The organism is Nostoc sp. C052, assembly GCF_013393905.1.
In the GTDB taxonomy this organism is placed as follows: Bacteria; Cyanobacteriota; Cyanobacteriia; order Cyanobacteriales; family Nostocaceae; genus Nostoc.
In genome coordinates, this window is the sequence record NZ_CP040278.1 from 170,465 (window position 1) to 196,014 (window position 25,550).

Sequence of the window (25,550 nt, forward strand, 5' to 3'; positions counted from 1 at the left end):
AAAGGTAGGCTTCTAGAAGCCTACCTTTTAAAGTTTTAATACCTAAAATTGCTACAATATAAGTGTCTGAATATACAAGTACAGTATTGTTTTCAGAAGCAAGTAAGAAACAAAAAGGAGAACAAAATGAAGTTAATTTATAGATTCTCGGCGATCGCCCATCCTGAAGGATTGGGATTGATAATTAGTTCGGTTACAGAAAATGGGATTCCCATTAGCCTTGATGAGTTACATCCAATAGTTCGTAAATTTTTCTGCTTAGAGCCAGAAAGTCATTTAGCTAAATTACTAACATTAGATATGCTGAAGCCTTTGCTGAGAGATGGAATGTATCAATTCCATGTTCAAAAATACGACCAAATCATCCATAGCCGAATTGGAAACTTGCTAATCTGGGAGGAATCTATAAATAATTGGCATATCGGAATTGAAGAAGCAGGTGAAGGCAGTATTTATCTGAATTCAATCATAACTAAGCTATCCTCCTGGGAGGATGCTCAAAAGTTTGCCTCCTGTCTTCGCCGAGGTGAAAATTCTGAAAGATACAAATTTTACGAGAATCCAACAGACGAAGTTGCGACAACAGACCCCTACGGCAAGCTTGAATGGAGCATTGGCGACGATAACGACTTCATTTGCTTTGATTGCACTTCTCTGCCATGCAGACAAGTCGCGATTCATGCTGTAACCAATTGTGAGACAGCTTCTTTTATCGAAGATTTTGACTATTTGATAGTTTCTGGAGATCAAGCGATCGCAGTAGCGCAGGATTTGATTGCACAAGCTACTAATTGGTGTCTAGAAAATGATGTAAATTTTTCTAGTAATGAAGCACACAGTTTTGTTGAATACGTTCAACAAGTAACTCTTGTGATGCCATAAGTCAGAAAGCCAAAATAAAAGCCCCCTGAGTAAATATATTACTGAGGGGGCTTTTATTTTGGCTAATTTTATAAAAATTTCTTAGATTAGATTGCTGGCATTGTACTTTAATGAATTTTTCCGTCTTTGTGTATTGGGGATATTTGCGGTATTCCTTTCCAGAATGGTATTATATCTTTTCAAATAAATGGAGGTATCAATGCTTGATTTACTTAATTTACAAAAATCATTTTTAAAAAGCAATTAATAGAAATGCTTATATATTTGATGCGTTTTTGTAATATATAAATCTAGGTATCAAGAATGTTTGGTGGGCACTATAGACGAGATGTCGAACGCCGCAATAATAATCTTCGTGAAAAAGTAGCAAGAGATGCTAGGGAGCAAGAGGAACAGGATCGGCGCAACAAAGAACGTGCCTTAGATTGGAATCCCTCCCCCGATCTAGAAACATGCCCTCACTGTGGTTCCTCAAGATTAACTCCACTGCCACTAAAGGAAGGGCAGAACTATCCCAGATATCACTGTGCCGTATGCACGACATCTGTTTCTGCTTGTGAAGGAACCTTAGCTTCCAAAACCCGTTTATCTTCAGAAGTTCGCGAAAGACTTTATCAAGCATTTAAAAGGGGAGACAGCTTCAAGAGAGCTGCTTCCGATGTCGGAGTGAATAAAAATACAGTCGAGATTTGGTACGACAAATTCCGATATGCTGAAAACTATAAAGATTCTAGTAATGTTGAGTCTTTTCATGAAAGCAAATATGAAACGACTAACAGCTATGCGACTCATCCCATATATAAAAATAGGGTAGACAATGAGACTACCTCAGAATTTATTAGAAAAGGCAAGATTAGTGAAAATAGCTACATTGACAAAGATGGTAATGTCAGGGACGGGATGAATCGGGTCGTTGACAACATTTATGAATGAAAATAGTCGTTTTATGACGCAAAACGACTATTGATATGTGTATCGTAATAATAGCAAGTTTTGAACTAAAAAATCCCTCAAGCAGAATAACTGTTGGGGGATTTTTTATTTAAACGAACAACTCAGCGATCGCCAAGTTATTCTTCGTCATCGTCATCTATCTCTGCGAAAAAGAATAATTTCTCACAACTCTTCTTAAAATGATAATTTGTTAATAACTCCAACATGACATTTGCTTGACTTTGAGTTATTTCTACAACTGTGTAGCTAAACTGCATCTACTTTGATTTCTTGAGGGCTATCATCGTATAGTCCGGGAACTACCAAGAATAGCCCCTGTCTGCATCTAAATAAACGCAGAGGTAATAATTCTTGGGGAAACTTTCCTTCACTGCGACTGCCCTTTTGCGAGTTCTCTAAACTAGAATGCTGGCATAAAGCGCATGTAGGAGCGAGATCGCCAGGATTACCTTTATCTATGCTGTAAAGAGGATCTTTTTCATCTAAAGGCTTAATCTCTGGAAAAACACCGTTTACGTAGTAAGAACAAGATGTGCTGCTCCCTTGCTCTTTGGAAACCAAAGGAAGATATGCTAACAATCCAGAACAAATTACATTCTCTGGTTGAATTTCTCCACCAGAAATAACGAACAATGCCTTCGGATCTTGTTTTGTCATTTGATAATTACCAATTGGATATCAAGGTAAGATTTGCAAAGAAGTAATTCAATTGTGAGTATCTTTGTACTACTAATGTAACATAGATGTTTTTAGATATTATGAAGTGTGGAACGATAACTTAGCAATTTTCGGGTATTTTTATGGGGAGTTATGTTGAATTTCTGAATATAATTATTGACTGTGTTGATAAACAAGGTTGGGCAATAATGCCTATCTTTGGAGAGAATGTTAGGTTCTGTTATACGATTGGGCTGTGGCAAAATTACAAACACCCTGAAATTATCATGGTTGGGCTTCCTATGGAACTATCCTCAAACACTTTAAGTTTTGCTGCTTGTCAAATCCAGCATAGCAAGAAAGTTTATCAACCAGATATAGAGTATTTTGAAGAGTTTTTTGAAAATTCAAAGACAATATTTAAGCCAGTTGCTAAATCGAATTACGATTATTATTTTGGTATGGCTTTGCGGTATTATGGCAATATTGAAGTCCCTCCTCTGCAACTCTTTTGGCAAAACGAGAATGGAGAGTATCCTTGGAATGCTACAGTGGACTTTAGCGAACAGCCCGACTTATCCATTGACTTTAAGGTTGAAAATGTCAAATAAAATATTTTTTGAAGTGATCGAAGGATTGCCAGAAGATTATGGCACATATATTTTTTTAATGAAAGATAATTCTATCCAAGAAGGGTATTACGGTTCTTTCCCTCACCCACATAACAATGCATGTATAAAAACTTCTGACATCGAAGGCGAAAGGTTTTACTACGAAGAGTCTTCTATGATTTTGGGTTGGTTAAGAAAATATTCAATGAATCCTTGATTTTACTTGCAAATTTTGCAACATAAGCTTGGTATTCAGGGCTTTTGATGCTTTTGTTGAATCTGGTGATCGCTAATTTGAAATTTTCGGTTTCAAGATTTATTTTAGCGGAATTAAAAACCAAGGTTTTTGACAAACATTCAGGTTTGATTTCTTCGTATTCGTGTCTACCTTGATTGTTTTGTCTAATGGATTTCATGATGGTGGATTTCCTGTATGACATTCAACCTATTATTCTATCAGATTGAGATAGTCCAATACTATTTCAAAAGTTTGATTAACTACTTGTTAGCTTTGTTAAACAGTAAGCTAATCTGATAAACTAAAGATAGGTTAACCCAATCTCTGATGCCGATAGGCGTATTTAACGAGTATACATCCTAAATTCCATTCAGGAGTCGATGTCTGATAAATATGCAAATCACAACATTTCAATTACCAGAGAAACACCACTACCGATATCAAGGGCTGAGTTCAACGGGTAAACATCGATGGGAAGACAAAAACTCTGAATTTGTAAGAATTTCATCTCCACTAACTAACCCGTGGAACGAACAGCAAGTATTGATAGTACTCAATCCTTTGAAAACCAAAGGACTAAAGCATCGAACAATAATTGGTTTAAAGATATGGGTTTTCCCCTTGGAAAAATCGGATATATATCCCATGCCATGCCACATTGAGCGTACTATTCTTGCTGCTCGGTGTGCTTATTCTCCAAATCCTAATTTGCTCCACTTTGCAATCAAAAGCATTGATGCCGAGCCGGATAGGAACCTAGCAGAACGCTGGCTAGAATATACTATCTATCCAGATTTCAAGCGTTTTAAACCAGATGACGAAGCGTTGTTTTATCGCACATTTGCTGGTGGAATATAATGAAACCAATGACTGATGAAGAAAGAGAATAAAGGTTACATAAAAATTCAAAAAATCCCAAATAATATAGAAGCCGACATGGAAACAAATCCTTTTGCCATGAGTGACATGCAATTATTTCGGACATTAGTAAACGGTGATGCCGAAGTAATGGAAATTGTCCTGGATTACTTTTGTGAACACGGCAATCTCAGATTCTTAGCTATCCTTTTCATCATGAGTGGATTGACTGGAGGTGAGGTTTGGTGTTTTTGGGAGAATGTCTGCGGAGGAAGTTACGATTTCTTCTGTAAGGTAATGCCTAGTGATTTTAGTGTCATGAGATTGCATTCTCTAGGACTTAATGTATGGGAAGAAATTTGGGCAAAAGTTATACAGGAAAAAGGAGAGCTAAATATAGTGTTTGAAAATGCACCAAATTTAGAAGATTTACATGAAACTTACGCACCAAAGCCAAAACGTTTCAGCAAATAGAACCTGCAAACAAAAATACCGATATGCCATTAATTACGCCAGGATCTACCTGGGAAAGAGTCCAACAAAAAAAGCCTTGTCAAGTATTGGGTACATCTGTCGAGCCAGTTTCTGGCAGTGTTTATGTTCTGTACACAGATGTTACTAACACAAATTTACAATCCGACCTCATAGCTGTTAAACGCGAGGCAGGACTTCCTCAAGCCCAATTTGGACTATGCTGGCGCGAGAAGGATTGTTTTCTCATTCAATGGCATATTACGTATAACGATAATCCAATCTTGGATGCGATCGCAATATTCGCTGAAGATTTGGATTCTTGGAATAGAAACTGTGTAGCTCTCTAAACAGATTCTTGAATAATTAGCAATAAGGCAGATTTACGTCTGCCTTTTTTGTTGGCAACAAGTTAACAATACCTATCTTTATGTTTATAAGTTATTGCAATTAGTTAATACAAGGAATAAAATGCTACAATTGTTTAAGAGGTTTGTACTTAGGCAAACCTATGATAGTTATTAAATCAAAAAATAAAATAATCAGCTTGATAACAAAGATTTAATAACTATCAATTAAAGACAGAATTAAAATTCATAGGAATGAAAACAATGCAATCAGAAGAAAACAGTAATCAACAAGATGATCCCAAGCAAGCGGTAAATGATATTTCCAGTGATAGTTTTGGCACTATTACTGGAAATGTCCTTTGGGTCAATGACCCGCCTCCAGATGAAGAATTAGTTGAGACTTATGGGCAAATTGAATTTGTTGGTAATAAAGTTAGGATTGTTGAGTAGTTTGGGAGTATTGTTTAGTAACAGTTCTGCTGTCGCAGAAGACAAAAAGTTCATACCAAAACCCAATTATGCGACGGTTGTGGTGACGTGGCGCAGTAGCGCTTTTCCACTTCTCGAAGAAACTTTGGAAATTAGAACCGAAGGCGAGAAATTGTGTGATGAGGCTGCTGTGACTTATTCCAAAAAGAACCCCAAGAAGGGGTACCAACTCCACCAAACGTTACAGTCACCCGATTTAAAAACTATCGGGCAGTTTGTAAGTGGGAGAATATTTGTGTCCAAGTTCGTATATGGATGCAATGGAGTTTTCATCAGAAATGATTAATCTAATTAGGAGAACAAAATGAACAAAACCAATTGTCTAAACACATTAGTATTAGTAGGTATGGACTAAGGATTCCCTGAATAATTAGCAATAAGGCAGACGTAAGTCTGTCTTTTTTTGTGGGTGAAGATTGAGAATACTTGTTTTTCACGGTTAGTTTTAATACTTGAAAATGTTAGAATGTAAGTATCTCAAGCTTTTAATGGAGAGCAAAATGGAAGAAATAATCGAACAATTAAATTCAATAGATTCAGCGATCGCCAATGCGCTGGAAGAACTATTACAAGTTTCTCATCTAGAGCTTGCAAAGCTTTATGCCGAACACAATTGCAAGACTTTAGAAGAAGCAGCAGATTTTCTGCAAGAGTGCAAAGATTTAATTAATCAAAGGAAGGCTGTTTGTCAGCAATACATAGAAGCTGTCCGCAAACTTGATAATTCCAAAGCACCTTAGAATATGATAGAAAATCCATTACTTGAGCAAATTCAGGTTGGGGAGGTTTGGGATATTTATATAGTCCATAAATGTACCAGCACCATAGCTAACCAAATGCGATTGCTATTTCTATTTTTAGCGATCGCTCCATTATTCAAATTTGAAAAAAGATGAGTTACGACGTTTATTTAAAAGACAAATTTGGAGAAACGCTAGAATTAGCACATCCTCTTCGAGAGGGTGGGGTCTACCCTTCAGAGGGTACAAAAGAAGCTGAACTAAACATTACTTCCAACTATCGCGAACTTTTCAGAAAACACTTGGATGCCGAATTAGGTATCCGTTGGCTTTCTGGCAAAAAAGCTAGCGAAACCCAAACGAGGCTCTCCCAAGCTGTTGAGCAGCTTGGAACTACTCAATTCAAAGGAAGCTATTGGATGCGTTGCACCAAAGTTTTACAGCCAGCATCCTCATCATTAGGAAGACGGGTGGCATCTCTGACATCCCAACAATTAAACCATCCCAGCAACGCAGACATTCTGGCTCAAGCTCAAGAATTTCTGCTCGTTGAAGACGGTGGTGGTTATTGGGCAGCAACTCCAGGAAATGCAGGATATGCCTTAAATATTCTCCTGCAATGGACGGTTGAATACCCTGATGGTATTTGGTGCGTTCATAGTTAATATTTTTGACCCTCAGTTTCAACTGAGGGCTTTTCTATGCTTAAAAATCAAATCGTGAATTTCGCCAAACAATGGCGCTATGTATTGATCTGTTTTGAGTATTCTCGAAAAGCAAAAAAACAGGTTTGGATTGCAAAAGTCCCTACGACTGCTTTAAGAACCAAAAATTACTCTGTTCGCACTGTTAAATTCATTGAAGGAGATAACTTCAATTTAGTCGTAGAGAAAACTAAACAATATTTTGCCCAGAGTAATATATTTTTCAAAATATTGATTCAACCTCGAATGCTAGGTACTGCTGTCGAACCAACTTCTGATTTGATGTATGCGCTGTTTGCATACACAGATGCCACAAATCTAGACAACCAAATTATAGTTGTCAAACGCCAAGTAGAATTACCTCAGACTCAATTCGGACTTTGTTGGTACGAAAAAGATGGTTTGAAAATTCAATGGCACACAACAAATCTCAATAATCAAATGCTCAACGCAATCTCTATATTTGCAGAAGAGATAACTTCTTGGGATGCAGCTTGTATAACTGTTTGGCATAGCGATTAACTTTTACCCTCAGTTTCAACTGAGGGCTTTTTTATGCATTAATTTATCAGCACTAATTACAGTAAGTTCTTGTATGTTAGTATAATAATATACATTAGTGGAGAATGAAATGCAAAGTATTAGCTGTTGGGCACAGATAGATAAACTCATGAAAGAAGGCGAAATTATTCGTTTTCAAGAAGATATTAACTTTATCTTAGATGAAGAAGTTGATGGTTTTTATGACCGTAATTTATTTTTGTATATTAAAGGTAAATCCATTAAGTCCAATCATTGGACGCTAGATATGGAAACAAAAATTGCAACTTTTCGTTTTAAACAGGAGCTTGAATTAATCTGCGAAGTTCTTCAGTCAGCTAAACTTCTGAACTTAGTGAATCAACTTTTGAACCAGCAGGGTAAGGATACAACAATTTATGTAATCCATAAAATCAACGATCCGCTAGGTTTAAAGAACCGTATTAGAAAACAAAAAGCTTGGCTCAAGTCTGTAAACGCTACTTCTGTTTCTAATGAAGAAAAAGTAACATCAATGTTTCGCAAATCTAAAGCTGAATAAATTTAGGTATTGAACAAATACTGTTAATAGCCCTCAACTAAATTGAGGGCTATTTTTATGCAAATTCTTACTATATCTTTTGCAATCAACTGTTAACTTTTACCACAAAATCTTGCTTTAGCTAATATCTTTTTACTTAGCTTTAGTTTATGATTATAATATTGAACAAATCTAACTTCAAACCTCTATCAATAACAATTAAAGTTTTTGGAGTTTTACAATGCAAATAAAATTAGGGCTTCGTAATAAGCCAGATCCAATCCACCTTTATGTTAGAAAAAAGGAAGATAATGGTAATGACTATTGTTGGTATTATTACGATGTGGAAAAACAGATTTCCACTCCAGAATACCAGCCTGCATTATGCGGGTATCTATCAAATTTACGAATAACTAACAAGGACTACAAAGGCAAAGATACGCCTAAACTCGACATTGTTATGGAGTGTGATGACACATATATAATTAGAACCGGGATTGAAACTTATTTCGCCAAGACCTTTTTATTGGCGATCGCCGAGGTTCAAGATTTCTCAAAGCCAATAATTGTTTACGCTTCCCTTGGTAAGGAAAATGTCGTATTTTGCCGCATTTGTGATGCCGAGACAAAAACAAAAATTAAACCAGAGTGGAATCCAGAAGCAGACTGGGCAGCAATCATCGCTAATGTGCAATTTCAATTGAACCAGCCTCAGCCTCAGTCTACGTTTGAAGTTACAACTCCACCTACGCTATTGCCACCCACTAGCTTTGATAATCAAGCGCGACGAGACGCCTTGATTGCCCAAAGTGACAAGTTGATCGAAGCTCTGGGCTGGACTAAGAGACGTGCCCAAGAGTATGTTATCCAGACTTATAAAAAGTCTTTGCGATCGGAACTCACCGATGCCGAGCTTATAGATTTTGTTGGGAAGTTGCAAAAAATGCCCTTGCCTGTGAAGCGGTAAAGTGACGATTTTAATGGAGAACAAAATGTAAATAATCAAAGTATAATTGATATTGAACTAGTATTAAATTTAAAAGCCACCTGTAAGGTACATACCTCATAGGTGGCTTTTTTGCTAAAAGTTTAGCTCGTCTAACGCCTGGGTTTCCTGTCTGGATGATCTACATAATAGTCTAAGTCAGGATGGCGAGAATCTTGAACTTTAGTCTTTACTTCAGCAAAATCAACATCAATCACATCTTCATCTTGAACTTGTATCGTACCCTTAGATGATGAGACAATTTGACCAGGTTGCTCCCAGTTTACATTTAATTCTTGTCTGCTCATAACTATTTAATCTTTAAACAAATTAGTGCGATTGCTTATACTACTATTGTACTAAGCGATGGCTGCAATATAGCCCGTATGGGAATAAACATTTAATCGTGCGTTGTTGTTAACTAACCGCGATTCCCCATACGCGATCGCGCCATTTGTCTATGTTCTAACAGTTCTTTCAAAAGCTTATCTTTGCTATCTGGGTGTTCCCAATCTTCAATTAATCTTTCCAGAGCAACACTTACCAAATCTTGAATTGTTGGCGTTGCTTTCATGTATTCAGACTCCAGGGAAAAGCTAATTTCTCTGAGGGTATCGTAAGTATCATCGGATATTCTTACTTGTTGAGGCATATTTTTTGATTAATATTTTATTGAAATCCAATGAGAGGATGTTCTGGTATCGATCGCTTCGTGACTAATGAAACGTAAGCTACTGGGAATTTTCTTTTCTCGCAATCGGCGTTAATGCACCAAACCACAATTATGGAATTATCGTAATATCTATCCCTAGTCACTGTCCAACGCTGATTCTCAGACTCAAATACTAAACCAGCTTTTAATTCCGGGGCTAAAATCTTTTCTTTTGGTTCGCCATTTAACCAGTACCAACCGATTTGTTTCCCTAATACATTTACTGATATTGTTTCATTATCTTCCACCCCTTCTGGCGAGCCGAATAGTGGGTCGCTCGGCAATATATCGGGCTTAGATTTAATAATATCAACTATATCTTGAGCGTCTTTGTGTAAAGTTTCTACAAAATAATTTGTGCCTAATTCTTGAGGTCGATAATTTCTGCTGTATACCTCAATCCCAAAATTCTCTATTAATTTTATCCGAAAACTACCAACAGGTAGATCGAATTCATTGATATCTACAGGTGAGAGGTCTATCTCATTGCCATCGACTCCCTTACCCCAACCCTTTTGGTTCAGCTTGGGAACTTCGACATAATAAGGACAAATGTTACAAGGTCGGTTGTCTATTAACAAAACCTTAAGGTAGGCGTTCTTAAAACTAAATTTTTCTAATTCCGTAAAATATGGCTTGATTGCTTCAAAAGCCAGAGTCTCATTAAAACTCCCGTCATCATTAACGCGAATTCCATGTTGATGTAAAAACAAGTCTAATTTTGTACTCATTGTTTAGATATTTAATTGAGTTAGATAACTAAGTAGGCTTTAGATAGCTATTATTAATCTTACCTACTCCCTGCCACAATCCAACTACCGCAATCATCATAAAAGACTAATTCTTGCCAATCTGATTTACCGTTGTTTTCGCAAAACCAAACCTTGTACTCATAACCAGTCTCTGCCTCTTTAAAACCTTCTTTGATTGCAGATACAACCTCTACTGAATCAGCATTGTTTGGCAACATAAAGATGATTGTTTGAGTGCCATACATATATGGTTGCAAATATTGTTTTTTCTGATTAAGTGAAATTGTTATAGTCTTTTCAAGATTATTGTGCCAAAAAATAGCTTGAACTGTTTTCAAACTAGGACTTATAAAGAAATTGCACCGGGGAACAATCCCTTGACTTATAGCTGATAGCGAATTGATTGCTTTTTCAATAATCGTCAAAACACCTATAATGTCTTCTTCCCATGCTGCTACTAAAAACAAACAGTCAGACGTATTTCGGGGTTTGTTCATGGCATTTACTTTAATATAGAGTTGGAATTAGCTTTTTCATTCACGGGTCGGTTTGTCCGGTCTTGAGAAAACAACCCCGCTACTGTTAATAAAATGGAAAAAATTAACACAATAGAAATTAGCGGATTGATTTCGTCTTTTTTTAATTCAGAATCTGGCAGTTTAATTGCCAGCGTTGTTTTTTGGTTTTTCTCATGTTGATGAATTGCTAAAATCATCTCCTCGACACTGCCGTATCTAATCTTTAAATTGGGATGTGTCGCTGTCTGCAACACCTCTAGCATACTAGGAGAAATTCGACCGTACTGGCTCCAATCAATAACTCCAGTTGCATCTCTTTCGAGTTCCAAAGGGTTTTTCCCAGTGAGTAGGAATATACCAGTCATCCCCAAGGAATATATATCGCTGGAGAATTGGGGCATTCCCTGTTGTTGTTCTGGAGGCATGTATCCAGGAGTTCCAAGAACAACTGTACCCAAGGCTAACCCACTGCTTCGCATCGTCTCTTTGATGGAGCCAAAGTCAATCAAAATTGGAATTAAATCGGGATAACGTAAAATAATATTTTCTGGCTTGATATCGCGATGAATAATTTCATTACTATGTAAATACTGCAAAGTCTGCAATAAATTTAACAAAATATTTTTAACTTGAATTTCGCTGGTAACTCCAATTGAGTTAATCAGCTTTTCTAATGTGTAGCCTTGGATGTACTCCTGAGCCAAGAAAAACTGTTTATTCTCAGAAAAATAGGCGTAAAGCTTGGGAACGCGATCGCACTCTCGCCCTATTTTCTCCAGAATTCGGGCTTCTGTAGCAAAGCTTTGATGAATGACGCGATCAATTTCCGCGTCTTGCGTGGTGGGACGCAACCTTTTGATGACGCATTTAGAATTGGACGGTAAGTAGGTATCTCTGGCCAGATACGTATCGCCAAACCCACCAGAACCCAAAGCGGAAATGATTTGGTAGCGGTTATTTAGTAGTAAGACCGAACTCTTTCGAGAACTCTGATCTAACCCAATCCTGGCTTTTTCCTTCATTTACTGCAACCGATTGTAAGTACGTGAGAAATTTGCTTTCTTCTAAGACCGTAGCCTTGTTTCCAAAAATAGCACCTCTTAAATATTGAGGTTCAATAATTTTACCATTGCTATTTCCTAATATCTGCGTCGTCGATACCAGCGATCCCCCTTCAAAATAAGCTTTTTTTCTGAGTGTCCGAGCAGAAAGTACCGCTGCCCTGTCTTTGGCTGGGATTTTCTGTAATAACTTTTCTTCCAAAGACAAAGGAGGCATCTCCTTTATCGGGAATCTATACTTGCATTGGGGACATTGTTTTTCAAAAGCAGCAAGTACTGCATCGCAACTAGGACAAACCTTTTTGGGGAAGTTGCCCACCTGTTTAGAAAAAGATGTCTTCAAGCTGACATCAAGGATGTCTTGAATTGTGCCAAATCGATTGTCGCTAGACAATCCCACCATATCTAAAATGATGCAATCATCTATCCCTGGAAACTGCCTCAAACCCCGACCTTTTTGTTGAAAATACTTGCTTGCTGAATCAGTATCTCGCATCAGGATAATGCAGGAAACTCTTTTCACGTTGAAACCTTCGGAAAGTGCATCGAACGAACTCAACCCGACAATTTCCCCTGCCTCCAACGAATTGTACATCGTTTGCCGATACGCTGGTTTCATGGTGCTATCGATCGCGGCAAACGGCATTCCCCTCTCATTAAATTGATGGGCTATTTCATGAGCTTGCTCGACATCTTGAGTAAAGCAAATTACTTGGCGATTTGCTGCTAGCCTTTGATATTCGTTGATAGCGACAGCAATTGTATTTTGATGCTTGACGTTATATTGAATCTTTTTACTTAAACTGTAATAAATCGGCTTTTTCAAAAGCCCTAACTCAATCATCTGCCAAGGCATCAAACCCTTGACCATCACATTGAATTTATCTCCAAGTTCTTCGTCGCGAGCTAACCTTTCCGGTGTCGCCGTCCAGCCAATAATTACATTGTTGAGCTTATCAAAATACCCTTGGGAGATGGCGCAGTAAGCGGTCAGATGGCACTCATCTAAGTGAACAAAATCTGCCTCGAACCACTCCATGCCTCTAGCATTAATCGTTTGAGCCGAGGCAATTTGAATCGGTAAAGTTTTATTAAGGAGGCTGCTATACTCGCCAGCGTAAACACCAGATTCTAGTCCAGCTTGCTTGAATTCGTTGTAAGCTTGGAGAATTAAAGCGTCGCGATTTACGATGAACAAGTGCTTGCTTGCAGATAGATACTGGTTAATTAATTGGGCTAAAGTAAATGTTTTCCCACTGCCAGTCGGGGCGTAAACGAGAATTCTGTCCTCTTTTGCGGTTAAATGCTGACCAATTTCTTTGATAATATCTAGCTGGTCTTCTCGCAGTGTTAATTTTTCGGATAAGCAGTTACGATCTTGATGCATTCGTCTAAAGATAATGATGGCTTGTTGACTCTGACTGGTTTATTTTGAGTTAACGCTAAAATCTGAGCTAACTCGCTTGCTGATGGGGCTATGGGTTGTTGTAAAATTCCGTCAGTACATAATTTTTTAGTAACTTTTTCAAAGGCTTCAATTTCACCTTGTTCTTGCAAATCTGCAACCTCTGCTTTCCCCATGCGGAATGTTAAATTTCTCAAATTGGGACGAGGAAGTTGGATTTCGATTAGGTCGTCGGATATTTTTATATCGTTTGCTGTCAACTCTCCCAAATCAATGCTTGAGGTTGCTTCCCCTTGGGCAAAAAAATAAAATTTGGTTTCGCTGGGAACCAAATTCAAAATTAAATTCTCCTTAGTTAAGGGAATCGCGACTTCTGTTGAAATCACAGTTCTTCCGATTTCACCAACTTTGCGGAGACTCTCGATATTGAAATCAGAATTGATAACTTCTTTTTCTGTCTCTTCTCCCAACAAAATAACGGGTTTCTCTTGTCTCAATAAGCCCAGAATTTGTGACTTATTCAAAGCAAAACCCATTGCCAGTAGTGATAATGCCAGCAGTGATAGGCAAAAATTCTTCATTCCCTCCTCCCCACATAATTCCCACCTACAATCCCGATTAGCCAAACGAGTAATTCCCACAGATGCGATCGCAACGTCAGCACCAGTGAGAGTAACAAGTTGATTACAGGCTTGTTTGCCGAGTTGGGCAGCGAGAAGATTCCATACAGTAAAAACTGGGCAAACAAAAAAAATGCTAACAAGTATGCCAATTGTAAAAGAATATTTACAATTGGTATTTTGCTGGGAAATTTCACCACCTTCTGGTATGGCAACCAGATAATTCTTAGATGTCCCCAATAGCGAAATTTTAAATCCTCGCGGAGCAGGAAAGCTCCTTCAAGGTAGCCGGAAGTAAGTAGGATGGAGAAAATAATCGATGTCGAAAAAATCAGGGAAACCGCAGCGGTAAAAAACCATGCAACCCACCCAACCATTAGTACAAACACTAATTTGTCTGTTTCCATCTTTTTAGCACGTAGTAAATTTCAGTAGCTCGCCTGTTTTGGTCGTAGTAAGTACAGTCAAAATTTGACAAACCTCTTTTTTCGCGATCGCAGATTCTGATTAATCCGGTGGAAGTCCATCTCCTTGTGTAAAAAGCCATTGTCCTGGCCCAAGAGATTTTGTTCTTAATATCCTTCCTCTTTAAGGCTTCGGCGTATCTAACGACAAACCGTTGATGGACTTTAGGATTAGCTTGATTACGTAAATCTGCGGCGTTGATAACAGCTTCTATATTGCGAGTAGGGTCAAGTCCTACATTTTGAAAGTTGGTGATAATCTTTTGGAGATCAGCTCGAATATACTTTAAGCACTGGGCATCAGCTGCTTGGGTAGTTTCTCGCAAAGAGAATTTTTTTCTCTTGGGATTGATCCTTTGTAAAAAAGCCAAGCCTCTACCTCGATCCGAGCAAAACCCGCGATTAAGAACATAATCTGCGGGATCTTCGTGCCCATAGTAAATTTGATTTTTAGTACCATTCCGACTATAGTTGCCTTCTGCGGCACCAATAGCTAAAGCTCCAAGGGAGGTAGGAGTGGCAAACAAACTTTGAATATCTTTCGCCACGAAGGTTTTGTGATTCTGGCGATCGCTCTCAATCAAAAAAGTTGCGCGTAGTCCTGGGCTAAAAATTGTAATTGCAGTTGTAGTGATGATAGCGGTAAACGCACCACTCAGGATTAGCGGTCTAATTTGCATTGTAGATACCCAAAATCTCCTTGATTGGAGTTAGGGAAGGAGGAATGGTTTTGCCGTTGACTTTTTGAGTTAAATGCAAGTGTGGGCCAGTGCTTGCTCCACTATTTCCCCCTTCCGCAATTTTTTCTCCAGCAGCATGGTTGCCCGCAATGCAAGAATTAGGCTTGAGATGCATCGCCAAAAGCTTCATGTTTTTGTAGCGAGGATCATTGGAGGTAATGGTTGCTACGAAGCCACCACCAGCAGAACTGCTATTTAGCCCTTCCCCACCCCAGCACTTTACGCTTCCAGAGGTTCCTTTTCTTCCCGGCATCAAAAGTGTAAACCCATAAGGTATTGGCGTATCCACTCCCCCGTGAAACATTCGGGTTTTGTAAATCGGGTGAATGCGCCAGCCGAACCCGGAACTCACAGAAAACTTGCCAATGCGATCGCCAAATCTGGCAGCACGTTCTAATTTAGTCGGTGGAGGTTTGCTAGAACTTTGAGAATTTTCAAAAACAAACGACCTCGTAACATCTGGTAAGCCGGTTGATGGTTTAACAGTAAACCAAATAGACAGAATCAAGCAGGCCACCACCGACCCTGTTACCACTGCCCAGCCCCGTTCTTTAGCTTCACTGGAATTATCTATGTAATGCGGTGCAGGTACAGGTACAGCTTGAGGAATTGCTTGCCACTGCGCGGCGATCGTTGGCGGGATAGCTTCGGGATATCGAGTTGTACTCGTACTTCTAGATGCCAACAGCATTGCCTTTAGCTCTTGGTCGGGATCGACTCTAGTAGACTTTGAAGCTTCTGATTGGAAATTAATCTTGCCATTGGCGATCGCTAATGCAGTTGGGTAGTCGATTCCCATACTGATCAATGTATAGACCTTCTGTTCGATAGAGGAAGAGTCTATCCCCGATGATGACCTGACTTGGGCAATTTCTCTTTCTAAGACCTCTAAAGCTTTTTCGGGAGGTAGCTTACTGACGGCATTGTTCCACTGGTTCTCTAAAAACAACAACCTACTATTGTTGTCGATCATTTCTTCTGCCCCTAATGTTGTATTTTACTAACTTGCCGTTAGAGTTCACCAAAGCTGTAATTTGATTATTTGTTTCTAAGGAATTCCAAATTATTATTTGTTGTCCGGCTTTATCGGTTGGGTACTGACAGCCAGTACCCAAAATTTTTTTAGCTTTATTTATCTGTCCTTTTTTTAAATATTTAATGGCAACTTCTTGCTGGATAGTATCGTAGTCAGCCATGCAATTATCTCCCTGCTTTGAGAGATAAATAGTTATGGTACACAAAACAGAAGTTATAATTATTCCCCATCCAACTGGGTTAATAATTATAAATTTCTGTTTCATTTATCGATAATCCTAATTGGGTAATTGGTTCTTTGTAAAACAGGGGAATTGCTTTTGTTAATAACAAAATTAAAGACAATTGCAATTAGAATCCCTAGACAGCTTGCTGCTGCCAAATAATACCACTGAAGCTTTTTGCTCTGAACGGTTAAAGGTGTCAATGGAACTTCTGTTGGTGAAGCTAAATTGGTGGGTGGTGGAGTGATGGGTGATGGTGGAGCTTGCCAATACTGTTGGGGGAGAGGTGGAGGCTGGGCTGTTGAGTGGAAAACTTGTTGCTTTAAAGCAACAAGCTCTTGGTTGGTTTGCCCCAATTCGCTTTTGTAGAAATTAATCAAATTGCCGTAAGCAATACTATTTTCTTGAGTCTCGGCTTGCTGTGAGAGTAAATTTCTATAAGCTATTTCCTCCTCTTTAGCTTGTGTTAACTTCTGCCGCAAACCTTCAATATACTTAACTTGCTGCTCCTCTTTTTTTTTATTGGCTTCAGTTAACAGTTGGATTGCCGAAATTGTAGTTTTCTTTTTCGGCGTTTTTGCGGCACTTTCTTCCATCACACCTCCAGATCGGCAGCTAAAAACTTAATTTTTTCTCCATCGGTATAGCAAGTTCCATACTTTGATAGTTCTAACTGCTGAAAACACTCTACTACTTCTTTTTGAGTTAAATCATTCCTGCTAGAAATAATTTCTTCAGGAGTTATTAACTTACTGTCTCCCTGGCAATATCCAGATTTTAAAGTTGCTAAATAAAAAACCACTTTTAAATTGGAAGGCATAATTGCTGGAAGATAATCTTGCAACAACTCCCAAACTTCTGGATGCTCCTCAATACGGCAAGCAACAGGCTGATTGGTTGTTGGCTGACTGAGAAAGGTTTCTACCGCAAATGATTGTGGGTTTGCGATCGCATCTTCTTGCTCAACTATTTTTTGCAATTGCGATACTATATCTTTTGGTAACAAAACTGCGATCGCTACTGTTACGTTACCAGCAACAAGCACGAGCAATATCCACCAGTGTGGGAGAGGACGATAATCCAAGTCATAGGACTGTACTTGCCCATTAACCTTGTCTGGGATCGGCGTCAAAGGTCTTTGACAGGCATACAATAAAAGCGCGATCGCGTAAATGAAACTAAATATTGCAATTCCATAGCTTTTACGCATTTAAACCACCGAGATCATAATCAGATAGTTTTCATTTTCAACACTTTCTATCGACCACTCTGCTGCACATTTGGCGTATTCTGCTTCCAAGTCTCTGATTGCACACTTGATTGCTTGGTACAAATAGTAACAGATGACTCTAAAAGCAATAATTGTGCAGGCTCTTATCGTATTTACTCTTACGGCTAATTTACTAGGTCTATCTTTAACAAAATTTATGTTGAGGCTTGAGTCCATATTTAAGCATCCAAACTCTTCAAGATATTTTCGTATTCTGCGGGATTGTATTTTGGCTTCCGGGGTCGTTTCCCCTCTTCTAGTGCTGGTACTTTAGGTGCTAATTGCTCTGGATTTGTGGCAACAGCAGCTTTTGTGGGTACTGGTAAAAGCGTGACATTATTTTCGTAGAACCATTCTTCGGGATTTCGTCCAGCAATGATTTTGCTAAAATCTGCTTTGTTGTTTTTTAATGCTGCTAACCCAACTTTACAAATGAGGTTAACCCAAAAGTTGATTTGTTGCGGACTAACAGGAGCGAACTCCTCAACGAATGTTTGTAGCTCTTGGTACGTGGCATCGTTGATTGTGCATCGTGCCATTCATTTTGCCCCCTTAAAATAAATTCTTCTCTGCCCAAATTCTGAATCCCCAAACATCCACAAATTGAGGATCGTGGACTCCAGAAAAGAAAAAAGACTGGCTTGTTTTATGTTCTTTGAGTTCTGGGATATTGACCCCGCCACCAAAATAGAATATCTGGTCTATCCATGACATCTCTTCATCCCAATCACGCAGAATCTGACTGAGGATATTTTTCTGCCACATTTTCAGACTGTTAAGATAGATATCCTTAAAGTCAATACCCATAGTCCCTTTACCGTAAACAAAAGTAGCGCTAGCTCCACCTTCTTGAATAGCTTGAAGAACTTTATCCACGGTTACTTGACCATTAGCTTTTTGCCTGAGTTCAGGATTTCTGGAAATAGAACGAGCTAGTGTAGATAATCCAAGTTTGTGACTTGAAATTTGTAAGATGTCGCCATTGGCGTTCTGACGCACTAAATCAAGTGTCCCCGCTCCAATGGAGACAGATCCGTATTGCACATCTTCATCTTCTAAATCCAGATCGTATAAGTCGTTTTCCAAGACATAATAAATTCCACCAGAACCTTCTTGCACAACATGGATTTTCTCTTTTGACCAGCTAATTTCTGCCGATACTACGTCACGATACCCATCAATTTCCCGCTCAAAAGTGACGTGATGCTTCCCGGCGATCGCCAAGATTAGATCGTCTTTTTCTGCTAGATTTTGTAGCGAACAGACAACCCAAGCATCTGCTACTTTTACCTCTTTCAATCCTTTGGGAATTTGTCTAGAAAACGCTGCAAGTATTGTCCAGAGAATAATATCTTTATCACTTTTTGGAAACATAAAAGCAAATAATTTATCAGACTCACCCTGAAATACCTTGGCCTGATTGCCTACAAGCCGACAATCGCCAGAATTAATCCCGACTCTGGTCGATTCATTTATTGTCACCTTGACTGTATTCTTGTCCAAAATTCCAGTCACCCTAGAGTCGTACAACGCAATCACACTCGGAATACAATCATTTTTAAATTGCTTCGTCTCATCTCTATAGGCAACTTTGGTGAAGCCAAAGCCAGGGTCAACTATTAAATTTTTCTCAAATAACGCTGCTTTTGTAGCCATATCTTTTCTCACTAAATCAGTATTTACAGTTCGACAATATACAGTCGGATGAGTTGGCCGCAGACATGCAGCAGCCAACGCACTCCGACAAGCAGATACACCACATTTTGTTCTCCATTTTTTGCATCCATATTTCGCAAATGGATGCAATTAGATTCATGTTAGGCAACCACCTGATCGCAGTCAAGGGATTTTTTTGTTTTTATTTAAAATGACTGTTCAACAGATGCCATTCGTGCTGGGCAAAAAAATAAACTACCCCATGTTTGTCTTGTAGGTGTGGGGTAGTTTATTTTTGATTGAGCGATCGGTTGTTTGTAGATGCGGTCAAGAATGCGATAGCTCCAGGTACCAATCGAAAATTTTGTAGTATGGTCGCTGATTGTCGTTGAGATAAATAAATACGCGATCGCACTTTTGCTCTTGAGCTAGGTGTATAACGGGTTGCCAATATTTCCTTAACCCTTCCACGACAAATATATGGTCGGTTTCAATTCTTAAAGTCGAGTCTTGGGTGTTTTGCTGGCAGTATGCCAAGTAATAGTCCAAGTTTAAGACGAGCATCGGCTCGCGTCTGTTGATCCTTGCTCTAGCCCTTGCCGACAAAGGATAATGAATAGCTCTTTTGAGCTTGTGGCGTGAAAGTGTCATAATGAATTGCCTCCTGTGGCTATCTGAGGGTTAGCAAGGGGGTAGTCCCGCTGATGCAGCAACATCAGCGGGACACAAAATAAGCAATCGTATTCTACAAATGCTATTCGCTGTATTCAATATACAGTTTTTCGCTCACAGCGCTAACTAACTTAGAATAAAAAATGTAAATTCCCTATTATTTCGTCTTCCTGTGGCTTCATGATAATTATGGAGATGCGCCTAGAGCTATAAATAGAATGACTGAACATCCGCAGAAGCGACAAAAACCAACAAACCGAACAGACTTAAGGAAAGATATTGACACCCATCCAGAGCGAGGAATGCTGGGTGGAAAGTTAGTAGTTGATTTGTCAACAGCGGAGTACCGTGCCCCAGTGCGGCATTCAACTTATGTCTGCGTCCATGACTACAATGGCTCGATGGGGCATGGTAAAACAGGGGTTGGCTTAATCGCAACTTTTCTATTTATCGTTAGCCCAATAATTAGAAGCCAAAATAGGGAATTGCTCAATCTTGAATATTTAACTGATGATGGCAAAGATAAGCCTGAGTTTCGCTGCTACTTACCCGTGCAAGTAATTGCAGATTTTGAACAACTGCGTATGGGACTTGGATTAACCAAAGGCGAGGCCATGACTTATGCCCTGGAGATGTTTGCCCATACTGGCGAACTGCAAAATAAATATCATGAATATGTCGAACATCTCGCTACTACCCATAACGTATCCCCGAAGATAGCTAGAGGGAAAATTAAAGGCTTTTGGAAACGAATGGGACGAAAAATCAAAGACGAAACTCCTGGTGAAGAGTTTGAACTGGGGAAAACTATTTATTGAATTCTGGAATTTGCGATCACTGTTTATGGAAATTAGCGATCGCAAGTTCAAAGCCCTGCTAACAACGCTTAAAATTCAAAAACCAGTCAAAAATTTTGTAGTATGGTCGCGGATCATTGCTGATATAGATAAACACCTTATTGCAATTTCGCTGTTTAGCTAGAGCTAACACAGATTGCCAGCACTTCCGCAAGCCTTCTATCGCCAGCCTAGAATCCGTTTCTATGATTAGTGTTGAGCCGTAATGGGTAAGTGGCTTGCAATAGCCAAGGAAAAAGTTAATATTCTTGCGCCTTTTTATCCGTGCCTTGTTTCTTGCAGGTAGACCTGGATATAACTTTTTGTGAAGTTTGCAGTTGTGCTGGCGCAGCATAAATTTGCCTCTAGAATGAGAGAACTTGTGGAATAGCCTAGTAGTAGTCGTATATCCAGGCAGATTTTGGAATTAAAGCAATGCTATCACATATTAGTCAGAATTATGGCTAACCAGGGTAGAATTAGACTACAAAAGTCGTAAGTCGAGAAATGTCTTCCATAGAATTATTGCTGCCTGCCCAGCCATTTCCCATTTCCTATTACTATCTAACTCCTGACGATCATAAGAAGATTCAGGATTTTTGTAGAATGTCGGGTGATAAAGAATCTGGACTAGTAAACCAGTATGTTCGGGGTTTTATTTCACTCCATCGCGATTACTACTTGGCTCTAGCCAGCTTGGATGCGCGGTATCGCGGATTATCTTCTGAGAAATGGGTGGATATTATTTTGGCTAAAGGTATGAAAGGTATGCCTGACTATCAGGAACAACCCAATGGTGACGAATTTCCCAAAAATCCTTTAAGCCATATTATTGCTCCGGCAGGTGATGATAAAGTAATGCGTAGCCTTAACTTTATTACGTTAGGAGCGCACAACTTTGCATTCTTGCACGTAGGTATTTTCTACGATCAAGGTGGTATCGCAGGTTATGTTTCTCGCATTATCCGCGAACATATCATTCGTAGGTGGGATACTTCGTATGTTCCACAAATAGAAGCAGCAAAATCAAAAAAATGGTTTTAATTTAAAGGAGAGCAAAATGATAGCGATTTCAACCCAAGAATTGACTAAAGAAAAAATTCAACAAGCTGTGGACTTGATTCTTGACAAAATGCCACCCCAGACAGAATTACATCATGAGGCATTAGCGGAATTTCGCAATGGCAGCTATGCGAATGTTAAAAAATTAGCTATGTCCAACCCACTAGATCCTTACTCCAAAGCACTTAGCTTTCTCGGTGGTGCTTTCAATCCCCAGGCGATCGCCAGTGGGAACAGTTATACGATTATTCACGAAAGCCTTCTAAAAGCTGGTGAGTTTGCCAAAGAACTTACTGTCTCGCAGTTGGGTAGTGATATTGCAAAAGTATTTGATTGATTCTGTTGTTGTGCGATCGCTGTTTATGGAAATTAGCGATCGCCATAAAGACGCAATTTAGCATTTAGTACAGCAGGGAGGTGATTCAAGAGTGTTGTAAATATTTATTGATTTTATACCCATATATACCCAATGAATGTAATATAGGTAGATGAAACTATCTGATTACGCAAAGAAAGCTGGAGTAAGTTACAAAACGGCACATCGTTGGTGGAAGGCTGGACAACTAAACGGCTATCAGATTCCATCAACAGGGACAATCATTATTGAGTCTGATAATCCAATAGAACAAGAGCAAATTGCTCTAATTTATGCCAGAGTCTCATCGGCAGAAGCAAAGCCAAATTTAGAGAGCCAAGCCATTAGACTAACTAATTATTCTATTGCAAGAGGTTATCGTATTTACAGAGTTGTCAAAGAAATCGGAAGTGGGCTTAATGATAATAGAAAACTTTTGTCAAATGCTTTGCAAGATCCAAATTATAATATTTTGGTTGCAGAGCATCGGGATAGAGTGACTAGATTCGGGTTGAATTACATTAAATTATTATTGGAGGCGACAGGTAAAAAGCTCGAAATTGTTAACGATGCGGATAATGAAAAAGATGAATTGATGCAGGATTTAGTTTCAGTAATTACATCTTTTGTACAGCGCATTTACGGGCTGAGGAGGGCTAAACGTAAAACTGAAAAGTTAATTGCAGAATTGGAAACAAATGGAGTAGAGGAATGAGGTTGGTAGAACGACATATTATTAAGATAAACCATCGGTTTTACAAAGAAATTGATGATTTAGCATGGCGTTCTAAAAATCTATATAACTACGCCAACTATTTAGTCAGACAGTCCTTTATTAAAGATTCCGCCTATCTAAACAATGTAGCAGTATTCCATCTGGTCAAAAAACATGAGTCATACACGGCGTTACCAGCAAAAGTTAGTAACCAAGTTTTGATGGCTCTGCATCGTAACTGGAAGTCATTTTTTGAGGCACAAAAAGCATATAATCAAAACCCATCCAAGTTTAATGGTCGTCCAAAGTTACCCAAATACAAGGATAAGCTTAAGGGGAGAAACATAGTAATTTATGAATTAGGGGCAATATCCAAGAAAACCTTGAAAGAAGGAATTATTAAATTATCGAAAACTGCGATTGAGCTTAAAACATTTGTCAATAATGTCAAGGAAGTAAGATTGATTCCCAAATGTGGGCAGTACGTGATTGAAGTAGTTTATGAATTGGAGGTGGTACCACAACAATTAAACCCAGATTGGGTAGCTGGGATTGATATTGGGTTAGACAACTTAGCGGCGTTAACTTCAAACAAGCTTGGGTTTAAGCCAGTACTTGTTAATGGACGACCACTTAAGTCAATCAACCAACAATACAATAAGGTAAAAGCGAAGCTTCAATCCTACCTCAAAGGCAATGCTAAAACATCGATTCGGATCAACGCATTAACTTGTAAGCGCAACAACCAAATTGATAATTACTTGCACAATGCCAGTAGATGGATCATTAACCATTTGGTCGATGAAAAGATTGGGACATTGGTTATTGGTAAAAATGACCAATGGAAACAAAAAATTAATCTTGGGACAAAGACTAACCAGAACTTTGTCGGTATTCCTCATTCACGGTTTATCGAGCAATTGCAATATAAATCTGAACTGGTTGGGATAACCGTTTTGATTAATGAGGAAAGCTACACTTCCGCCTCGTCGTTCCTCGATTTAGACCCAATCCCTGTTTACAAAAAAGGTGAAAAGCATACATTCAGTGGTAAGCGAATAAAAAGGGCTTGGTATAGATCCAGTGATGGTAGACTTATCCACGCAGATATTAACGCTAGCCTGAACATTATAAGAAAGGTATTCCCAGCGACGTTGAGTTCAGGGATAGAGGATATTGCAGTATATCCTTTCCGGGTAACACCGGGAAAAGTTGCTTGAGGACGTTTGTCCATAAAGTTACTAACTGTTAGTAATGGAGTACAAAGCAGTTGTCAAAAAAGCACAGGTTAAAGCCATAGATGAGGCTATCCGCACAAGTCAGTTTGTCAGAAACAAAGTGCTTAGATATTGGATAGATAACCGTGGCGTTGGCAAGAAAGAACTGTACCAGTACAACACTCAATTAAGAGCAGAATATGAATTTGTGAGAAACTTAAGCAGCCATGCTTGTCAAGCATCGGTCGAAAATGTAGAACGTGCTATCAACAGATTCTTTGCTAACTGCAAAGCCAAAAAGCCAGGTTTGAAAGGCTATCCAAGATTTAAAAAGCACAGTCGCTCTGTTGAATACAAACAACAGTCTTGGAAGCTACACCCAACGAAACGACGAATAACATTCACTGATAAAAAAGGTATTGGTGAACTCAAGTTATTAGGTAAATGGGATATCCATACTTATCCTGTTGAATTAATTAAGAGAATTAGGATTGTTCGTCGTGCAGATGGATATTATGTGCAGTTTTGCGTAAAAGTTGATAACAAGCAGGAGCCGCCGTTAACTACTTCTGTTATCGGCATTGATGTAGGGTTGGAGTACTTTTACTCTGATAGTAACGGTAAACATGAAGAAAACCCGCGATATTTGCGTAAAGCTGAAAAAGATATCAAGCGGGTTCAGCGTAATATTTATAAAAAGAAAAAAGGGTCATCTGGTAGAAGGAAAGCGCGTGGTATTTATGCTCGTAAACATTTAAAAGTAACAAGACAAAGAGATGAACACGCCAAGAGACTGGCGCGTAACTTAACCCTGGCTAACGCTAAGGTAGTCTTGGAAGATTTAAATATTAGCGGCTTGGTGAGAAACCACAAACTAGCCAAAAGTATTAGCGATGCTTCTTGGTACAATTTCCGCCAGTGGCTCGAATACTTTGGAGAGAAATTTGGACGGGAAGTAATTGCTGTTCCGCCTCATTTCACAAGCCAAGAATGCAGTAATTGTGGTGCTAGAGTCCATAAGTCACTTAGCACCAGAACTCATTCTTGCCCTCGTTGCGGACACATTGAACAACGTGATGTGAATGCAGCCAAAGTAATTTTAAGTCGTGCAAACGCTACCGGAGGGCATCCGGGAAGTAACGCCAGTCGAGATGTTTCCTCTACTTCTATTGGTCGCAAGACCTGTAAAAGCAAGGAACGTCAGTGACGCTGGAATCCCCCGCCTTTAGGCGTGGGG

Annotated in this window: 37 protein-coding genes; 20 read left to right on the forward strand and 17 right to left on the reverse strand. The window is 39.0% G+C overall.

All coding sequences use genetic code 11. From position 1 onward, the window contains the following. The first annotated feature begins 126 nt into the window (after nucleotides 1–126). On the forward strand, nucleotides 127–882 hold the full coding sequence (locus tag FD723_RS40690; RefSeq protein WP_179070837.1) for a hypothetical protein: 756 nt from the start codon (nucleotides 127–129) through the stop codon (nucleotides 880–882). Nucleotides 883–1,185: 303 nt separating this feature from the next. Continuing rightward, entirely contained in the window at nucleotides 1,186–1,815 is a 630-nt protein-coding gene (locus FD723_RS40695) for a hypothetical protein (RefSeq protein WP_179070838.1), read from the forward strand. 267 nt (nucleotides 1,816–2,082) lie between these two features. Here FD723_RS40695 and FD723_RS40700 read toward each other — a convergent pair whose 3' ends face one another. Then, entirely contained in the window at nucleotides 2,083–2,493 is a 411-nt protein-coding gene (locus FD723_RS40700) for a hypothetical protein (RefSeq protein ID WP_179070839.1), read from the reverse strand. A gap of 143 nt (nucleotides 2,494–2,636) precedes the next feature. On the opposite strand from FD723_RS40700, the gene FD723_RS40705 reads away from it, so the two are divergent. The 12 genes from FD723_RS40705 to FD723_RS40760 all read left to right on the forward strand — a co-directional run bounded on the left by FD723_RS40705 (nucleotide 2,637) and on the right by FD723_RS40760 (nucleotide 8,981). Continuing rightward, the gene (locus FD723_RS40705) at nucleotides 2,637–3,104 is read left to right on the forward strand and encodes a DUF4262 domain-containing protein (protein ID WP_256875441.1); all 468 of its coding nucleotides are present in this window, start codon (nucleotides 2,637–2,639) and stop codon (nucleotides 3,102–3,104) included. Beyond that, on the forward strand, nucleotides 3,094–3,321 hold the full coding sequence (locus FD723_RS40710) for a hypothetical protein (RefSeq protein ID WP_179070841.1): 228 nt from the start codon (nucleotides 3,094–3,096) through the stop codon (nucleotides 3,319–3,321). The genes FD723_RS40705 and FD723_RS40710 overlap by 11 nt, the downstream gene beginning before the upstream one ends. Nucleotides 3,322–3,735: 414 nt before the next feature. Then, complete coding sequence (locus FD723_RS40715; protein ID WP_179070842.1) at nucleotides 3,736–4,200, forward strand: hypothetical protein; 465 nt, start codon at nucleotides 3,736–3,738, stop codon at nucleotides 4,198–4,200. A 15-nt stretch (nucleotides 4,201–4,215) separates the two neighbouring features. Then, nucleotides 4,216–4,674, forward strand: coding sequence for a hypothetical protein (locus tag FD723_RS40720; protein WP_179070843.1), 459 nt, complete (start codon nucleotides 4,216–4,218; stop codon nucleotides 4,672–4,674). Nucleotides 4,675–4,697: 23 nt separating this feature from the next. Beyond that, nucleotides 4,698–5,021, forward strand: coding sequence for a hypothetical protein (locus FD723_RS40725; RefSeq protein WP_179070844.1), 324 nt, complete (start codon nucleotides 4,698–4,700; stop codon nucleotides 5,019–5,021). A 261-nt stretch (nucleotides 5,022–5,282) separates the two neighbouring features. Next, complete coding sequence (locus tag FD723_RS40730) at nucleotides 5,283–5,471, forward strand: hypothetical protein (RefSeq protein WP_179070845.1); 189 nt, start codon at nucleotides 5,283–5,285, stop codon at nucleotides 5,469–5,471. A 539-nt stretch (nucleotides 5,472–6,010) separates the two neighbouring features. Continuing rightward, entirely contained in the window at nucleotides 6,011–6,250 is a 240-nt protein-coding gene (locus FD723_RS40735; protein ID WP_179070846.1) for a hypothetical protein, read from the forward strand. 3 nt (nucleotides 6,251–6,253) lie between these two features. Beyond that, a complete protein-coding gene (locus tag FD723_RS40740) occupies nucleotides 6,254–6,406 on the forward strand; it encodes a hypothetical protein (RefSeq protein WP_179070847.1) in 153 nt (50 codons plus the stop codon). Beyond that, nucleotides 6,403–6,915, forward strand: a complete 513-nt coding sequence (locus FD723_RS40745) for a hypothetical protein (RefSeq protein WP_179070848.1) — start codon at nucleotides 6,403–6,405, stop codon at nucleotides 6,913–6,915. Before FD723_RS40740 ends, FD723_RS40745 begins: the two co-directional genes overlap by 4 nt. Nucleotides 6,916–6,951: 36 nt before the next feature. Next, nucleotides 6,952–7,476, forward strand: a complete 525-nt coding sequence (locus tag FD723_RS40750; RefSeq protein WP_179070849.1) for a hypothetical protein — start codon at nucleotides 6,952–6,954, stop codon at nucleotides 7,474–7,476. Nucleotides 7,477–7,624: 148 nt separating this feature from the next. Continuing rightward, nucleotides 7,625–8,035, forward strand: a complete 411-nt coding sequence (locus FD723_RS40755) for a hypothetical protein (RefSeq protein WP_179070850.1) — start codon at nucleotides 7,625–7,627, stop codon at nucleotides 8,033–8,035. Between the two features lie 220 nt (nucleotides 8,036–8,255). Then, nucleotides 8,256–8,981 (forward strand): hypothetical protein, encoded by a 726-nt coding sequence (locus FD723_RS40760; protein WP_179070851.1) that lies wholly within the window; start codon nucleotides 8,256–8,258, stop codon nucleotides 8,979–8,981. 131 nt (nucleotides 8,982–9,112) lie between these two features. Here FD723_RS40760 and FD723_RS40765 read toward each other — a convergent pair whose 3' ends face one another. The 16 genes from FD723_RS40765 to FD723_RS40840 form a co-directional block, all read right to left on the reverse strand. Then, nucleotides 9,113–9,307, reverse strand: coding sequence for a hypothetical protein (locus FD723_RS40765; RefSeq protein WP_179070852.1), 195 nt, complete (start codon nucleotides 9,305–9,307; stop codon nucleotides 9,113–9,115). 113 nt (nucleotides 9,308–9,420) lie between these two features. After that, a complete protein-coding gene (locus FD723_RS40770) occupies nucleotides 9,421–9,651 on the reverse strand; it encodes a hypothetical protein (protein ID WP_179070853.1) in 231 nt (76 codons plus the stop codon). A 17-nt stretch (nucleotides 9,652–9,668) separates the two neighbouring features. Next, nucleotides 9,669–10,442: a hypothetical protein gene (locus FD723_RS40775; RefSeq protein ID WP_179070854.1), complete on the reverse strand. Its 774-nt coding sequence runs from the start codon at nucleotides 10,440–10,442 to the stop codon at nucleotides 9,669–9,671. Nucleotides 10,443–10,501: 59 nt separating this feature from the next. Beyond that, nucleotides 10,502–10,930 (reverse strand): hypothetical protein, encoded by a 429-nt coding sequence (locus tag FD723_RS40780; RefSeq protein ID WP_179070855.1) that lies wholly within the window; start codon nucleotides 10,928–10,930, stop codon nucleotides 10,502–10,504. A 35-nt stretch (nucleotides 10,931–10,965) separates the two neighbouring features. Next, nucleotides 10,966–12,003, reverse strand: a complete 1,038-nt coding sequence (locus tag FD723_RS40785; protein WP_179070856.1) for a serine/threonine-protein kinase — start codon at nucleotides 12,001–12,003, stop codon at nucleotides 10,966–10,968. After that, the gene (locus FD723_RS40790) at nucleotides 11,936–13,429 is read right to left on the reverse strand and encodes a DEAD/DEAH box helicase (protein WP_179070857.1); all 1,494 of its coding nucleotides are present in this window, start codon (nucleotides 13,427–13,429) and stop codon (nucleotides 11,936–11,938) included. The genes FD723_RS40785 and FD723_RS40790 overlap by 68 nt, the downstream gene beginning before the upstream one ends. Next, nucleotides 13,393–14,028 carry a DUF4230 domain-containing protein gene (locus FD723_RS40795; RefSeq protein ID WP_179070858.1) on the reverse strand — a complete coding sequence of 212 codons (636 nt, stop codon included), beginning with the start codon at nucleotides 14,026–14,028 and terminating at the stop codon, nucleotides 13,393–13,395. Before FD723_RS40795 ends, FD723_RS40790 begins: the two co-directional genes overlap by 37 nt. Continuing rightward, nucleotides 14,025–14,474: a DUF2227 family putative metal-binding protein gene (locus FD723_RS44325; protein ID WP_179070859.1), complete on the reverse strand. Its 450-nt coding sequence runs from the start codon at nucleotides 14,472–14,474 to the stop codon at nucleotides 14,025–14,027. Before FD723_RS44325 ends, FD723_RS40795 begins: the two co-directional genes overlap by 4 nt. Further along, a complete protein-coding gene (locus FD723_RS40805) occupies nucleotides 14,456–15,211 on the reverse strand; it encodes a hypothetical protein (protein ID WP_179070860.1) in 756 nt (251 codons plus the stop codon). The genes FD723_RS44325 and FD723_RS40805 overlap by 19 nt, the downstream gene beginning before the upstream one ends. After that, a complete protein-coding gene (locus FD723_RS40810; RefSeq protein ID WP_179070861.1) occupies nucleotides 15,201–16,244 on the reverse strand; it encodes a M23 family metallopeptidase in 1,044 nt (347 codons plus the stop codon). Before FD723_RS40810 ends, FD723_RS40805 begins: the two co-directional genes overlap by 11 nt. Next, nucleotides 16,228–16,572 carry a hypothetical protein gene (locus FD723_RS40815; RefSeq protein WP_179070862.1) on the reverse strand — a complete coding sequence of 115 codons (345 nt, stop codon included), beginning with the start codon at nucleotides 16,570–16,572 and terminating at the stop codon, nucleotides 16,228–16,230. The genes FD723_RS40810 and FD723_RS40815 overlap by 17 nt, the downstream gene beginning before the upstream one ends. Continuing rightward, entirely contained in the window at nucleotides 16,569–17,126 is a 558-nt protein-coding gene (locus FD723_RS40820) for a hypothetical protein (protein WP_179070863.1), read from the reverse strand. Before FD723_RS40820 ends, FD723_RS40815 begins: the two co-directional genes overlap by 4 nt. Beyond that, the gene (locus FD723_RS40825; protein WP_179070864.1) at nucleotides 17,126–17,740 is read right to left on the reverse strand and encodes a hypothetical protein; all 615 of its coding nucleotides are present in this window, start codon (nucleotides 17,738–17,740) and stop codon (nucleotides 17,126–17,128) included. The genes FD723_RS40820 and FD723_RS40825 overlap by 1 nt, the downstream gene beginning before the upstream one ends. Before the next feature lie 239 nt (nucleotides 17,741–17,979). Further along, nucleotides 17,980–18,339, reverse strand: coding sequence for a hypothetical protein (locus FD723_RS40830; protein ID WP_179070865.1), 360 nt, complete (start codon nucleotides 18,337–18,339; stop codon nucleotides 17,980–17,982). A 13-nt stretch (nucleotides 18,340–18,352) separates the two neighbouring features. Then, nucleotides 18,353–19,456: a hypothetical protein gene (locus FD723_RS40835; protein WP_179070866.1), complete on the reverse strand. Its 1,104-nt coding sequence runs from the start codon at nucleotides 19,454–19,456 to the stop codon at nucleotides 18,353–18,355. A gap of 327 nt (nucleotides 19,457–19,783) precedes the next feature. Further along, complete coding sequence (locus tag FD723_RS40840) at nucleotides 19,784–20,107, reverse strand: hypothetical protein (RefSeq protein ID WP_179070867.1); 324 nt, start codon at nucleotides 20,105–20,107, stop codon at nucleotides 19,784–19,786. 239 nt (nucleotides 20,108–20,346) lie between these two features. On the opposite strand from FD723_RS40840, the gene FD723_RS40845 reads away from it, so the two are divergent. From FD723_RS40845 to FD723_RS40870, 6 genes are all read left to right on the forward strand, one after another. Next, nucleotides 20,347–20,946 carry a hypothetical protein gene (locus tag FD723_RS40845; RefSeq protein WP_179070868.1) on the forward strand — a complete coding sequence of 200 codons (600 nt, stop codon included), beginning with the start codon at nucleotides 20,347–20,349 and terminating at the stop codon, nucleotides 20,944–20,946. 525 nt (nucleotides 20,947–21,471) lie between these two features. Continuing rightward, the gene (locus tag FD723_RS40850; RefSeq protein WP_179070869.1) at nucleotides 21,472–22,008 is read left to right on the forward strand and encodes a transposase; all 537 of its coding nucleotides are present in this window, start codon (nucleotides 21,472–21,474) and stop codon (nucleotides 22,006–22,008) included. A 16-nt stretch (nucleotides 22,009–22,024) separates the two neighbouring features. Continuing rightward, the gene (locus FD723_RS40855) at nucleotides 22,025–22,363 is read left to right on the forward strand and encodes a hypothetical protein (protein ID WP_179070870.1); all 339 of its coding nucleotides are present in this window, start codon (nucleotides 22,025–22,027) and stop codon (nucleotides 22,361–22,363) included. A 151-nt stretch (nucleotides 22,364–22,514) separates the two neighbouring features. Continuing rightward, entirely contained in the window at nucleotides 22,515–23,096 is a 582-nt protein-coding gene (locus tag FD723_RS40860; RefSeq protein ID WP_179070703.1) for an IS607 family transposase, read from the forward strand. Further along, nucleotides 23,093–24,316 (forward strand): RNA-guided endonuclease TnpB family protein, encoded by a 1,224-nt coding sequence (locus FD723_RS40865; RefSeq protein WP_179070702.1) that lies wholly within the window; start codon nucleotides 23,093–23,095, stop codon nucleotides 24,314–24,316. Before FD723_RS40860 ends, FD723_RS40865 begins: the two co-directional genes overlap by 4 nt. A gap of 25 nt (nucleotides 24,317–24,341) precedes the next feature. Further along, nucleotides 24,342–25,520: an RNA-guided endonuclease TnpB family protein gene (locus FD723_RS40870; protein WP_179070911.1), complete on the forward strand. Its 1,179-nt coding sequence runs from the start codon at nucleotides 24,342–24,344 to the stop codon at nucleotides 25,518–25,520. The last annotated feature ends 30 nt before the right edge of the window (nucleotides 25,521–25,550 follow it).

Coding starts and splice junctions, on each gene's coding strand:
- FD723_RS40690 (WP_179070837.1), top strand. CDS start 127: ATGAAGTTAATTTATAGATTCTCGGCGATCGCCCATCCTGAAGGATTG.
- FD723_RS40695 (WP_179070838.1), top strand. CDS start 1,186: ATGTTTGGTGGGCACTATAGACGAGATGTCGAACGCCGCAATAATAAT.
- FD723_RS40700 (WP_179070839.1), bottom strand. CDS start 2,493: ATGACAAAACAAGATCCGAAGGCATTGTTCGTTATTTCTGGTGGAGAA.
- FD723_RS40705 (WP_256875441.1), top strand. CDS start 2,637: ATGGGGAGTTATGTTGAATTTCTGAATATAATTATTGACTGTGTTGAT.
- FD723_RS40710 (WP_179070841.1), top strand. CDS start 3,094: ATGTCAAATAAAATATTTTTTGAAGTGATCGAAGGATTGCCAGAAGAT.
- FD723_RS40715 (WP_179070842.1), top strand. CDS start 3,736: ATGCAAATCACAACATTTCAATTACCAGAGAAACACCACTACCGATAT.
- FD723_RS40720 (WP_179070843.1), top strand. CDS start 4,216: ATGAAGAAAGAGAATAAAGGTTACATAAAAATTCAAAAAATCCCAAAT.
- FD723_RS40725 (WP_179070844.1), top strand. CDS start 4,698: ATGCCATTAATTACGCCAGGATCTACCTGGGAAAGAGTCCAACAAAAA.
- FD723_RS40730 (WP_179070845.1), top strand. CDS start 5,283: ATGCAATCAGAAGAAAACAGTAATCAACAAGATGATCCCAAGCAAGCG.
- FD723_RS40735 (WP_179070846.1), top strand. CDS start 6,011: ATGGAAGAAATAATCGAACAATTAAATTCAATAGATTCAGCGATCGCC.
- FD723_RS40740 (WP_179070847.1), top strand. CDS start 6,254: ATGATAGAAAATCCATTACTTGAGCAAATTCAGGTTGGGGAGGTTTGG.
- FD723_RS40745 (WP_179070848.1), top strand. CDS start 6,403: ATGAGTTACGACGTTTATTTAAAAGACAAATTTGGAGAAACGCTAGAA.
- FD723_RS40750 (WP_179070849.1), top strand. CDS start 6,952: ATGCTTAAAAATCAAATCGTGAATTTCGCCAAACAATGGCGCTATGTA.
- FD723_RS40755 (WP_179070850.1), top strand. CDS start 7,625: ATGAAAGAAGGCGAAATTATTCGTTTTCAAGAAGATATTAACTTTATC.
- FD723_RS40760 (WP_179070851.1), top strand. CDS start 8,256: ATGCAAATAAAATTAGGGCTTCGTAATAAGCCAGATCCAATCCACCTT.
- FD723_RS40765 (WP_179070852.1), bottom strand. CDS start 9,307: ATGAGCAGACAAGAATTAAATGTAAACTGGGAGCAACCTGGTCAAATT.
- FD723_RS40770 (WP_179070853.1), bottom strand. CDS start 9,651: ATGCCTCAACAAGTAAGAATATCCGATGATACTTACGATACCCTCAGA.
- FD723_RS40775 (WP_179070854.1), bottom strand. CDS start 10,442: ATGAGTACAAAATTAGACTTGTTTTTACATCAACATGGAATTCGCGTT.
- FD723_RS40785 (WP_179070856.1), bottom strand. CDS start 12,003: ATGAAGGAAAAAGCCAGGATTGGGTTAGATCAGAGTTCTCGAAAGAGT.
- FD723_RS40790 (WP_179070857.1), bottom strand. CDS start 13,429: ATGCATCAAGATCGTAACTGCTTATCCGAAAAATTAACACTGCGAGAA.
- FD723_RS40795 (WP_179070858.1), bottom strand. CDS start 14,028: ATGAAGAATTTTTGCCTATCACTGCTGGCATTATCACTACTGGCAATG.
- FD723_RS44325 (WP_179070859.1), bottom strand. CDS start 14,474: ATGGAAACAGACAAATTAGTGTTTGTACTAATGGTTGGGTGGGTTGCA.
- FD723_RS40805 (WP_179070860.1), bottom strand. CDS start 15,211: ATGCAAATTAGACCGCTAATCCTGAGTGGTGCGTTTACCGCTATCATC.
- FD723_RS40810 (WP_179070861.1), bottom strand. CDS start 16,244: ATGATCGACAACAATAGTAGGTTGTTGTTTTTAGAGAACCAGTGGAAC.
- FD723_RS40815 (WP_179070862.1), bottom strand. CDS start 16,572: ATGAAACAGAAATTTATAATTATTAACCCAGTTGGATGGGGAATAATT.
- FD723_RS40820 (WP_179070863.1), bottom strand. CDS start 17,126: ATGGAAGAAAGTGCCGCAAAAACGCCGAAAAAGAAAACTACAATTTCG.
- FD723_RS40825 (WP_179070864.1), bottom strand. CDS start 17,740: ATGCGTAAAAGCTATGGAATTGCAATATTTAGTTTCATTTACGCGATC.
- FD723_RS40830 (WP_179070865.1), bottom strand. CDS start 18,339: ATGGCACGATGCACAATCAACGATGCCACGTACCAAGAGCTACAAACA.
- FD723_RS40835 (WP_179070866.1), bottom strand. CDS start 19,456: ATGGCTACAAAAGCAGCGTTATTTGAGAAAAATTTAATAGTTGACCCT.
- FD723_RS40840 (WP_179070867.1), bottom strand. CDS start 20,107: ATGACACTTTCACGCCACAAGCTCAAAAGAGCTATTCATTATCCTTTG.
- FD723_RS40845 (WP_179070868.1), top strand. CDS start 20,347: ATGACTGAACATCCGCAGAAGCGACAAAAACCAACAAACCGAACAGAC.
- FD723_RS40850 (WP_179070869.1), top strand. CDS start 21,472: ATGTCTTCCATAGAATTATTGCTGCCTGCCCAGCCATTTCCCATTTCC.
- FD723_RS40855 (WP_179070870.1), top strand. CDS start 22,025: ATGATAGCGATTTCAACCCAAGAATTGACTAAAGAAAAAATTCAACAA.
- FD723_RS40860 (WP_179070703.1), top strand. CDS start 22,515: ATGAAACTATCTGATTACGCAAAGAAAGCTGGAGTAAGTTACAAAACG.
- FD723_RS40865 (WP_179070702.1), top strand. CDS start 23,093: ATGAGGTTGGTAGAACGACATATTATTAAGATAAACCATCGGTTTTAC.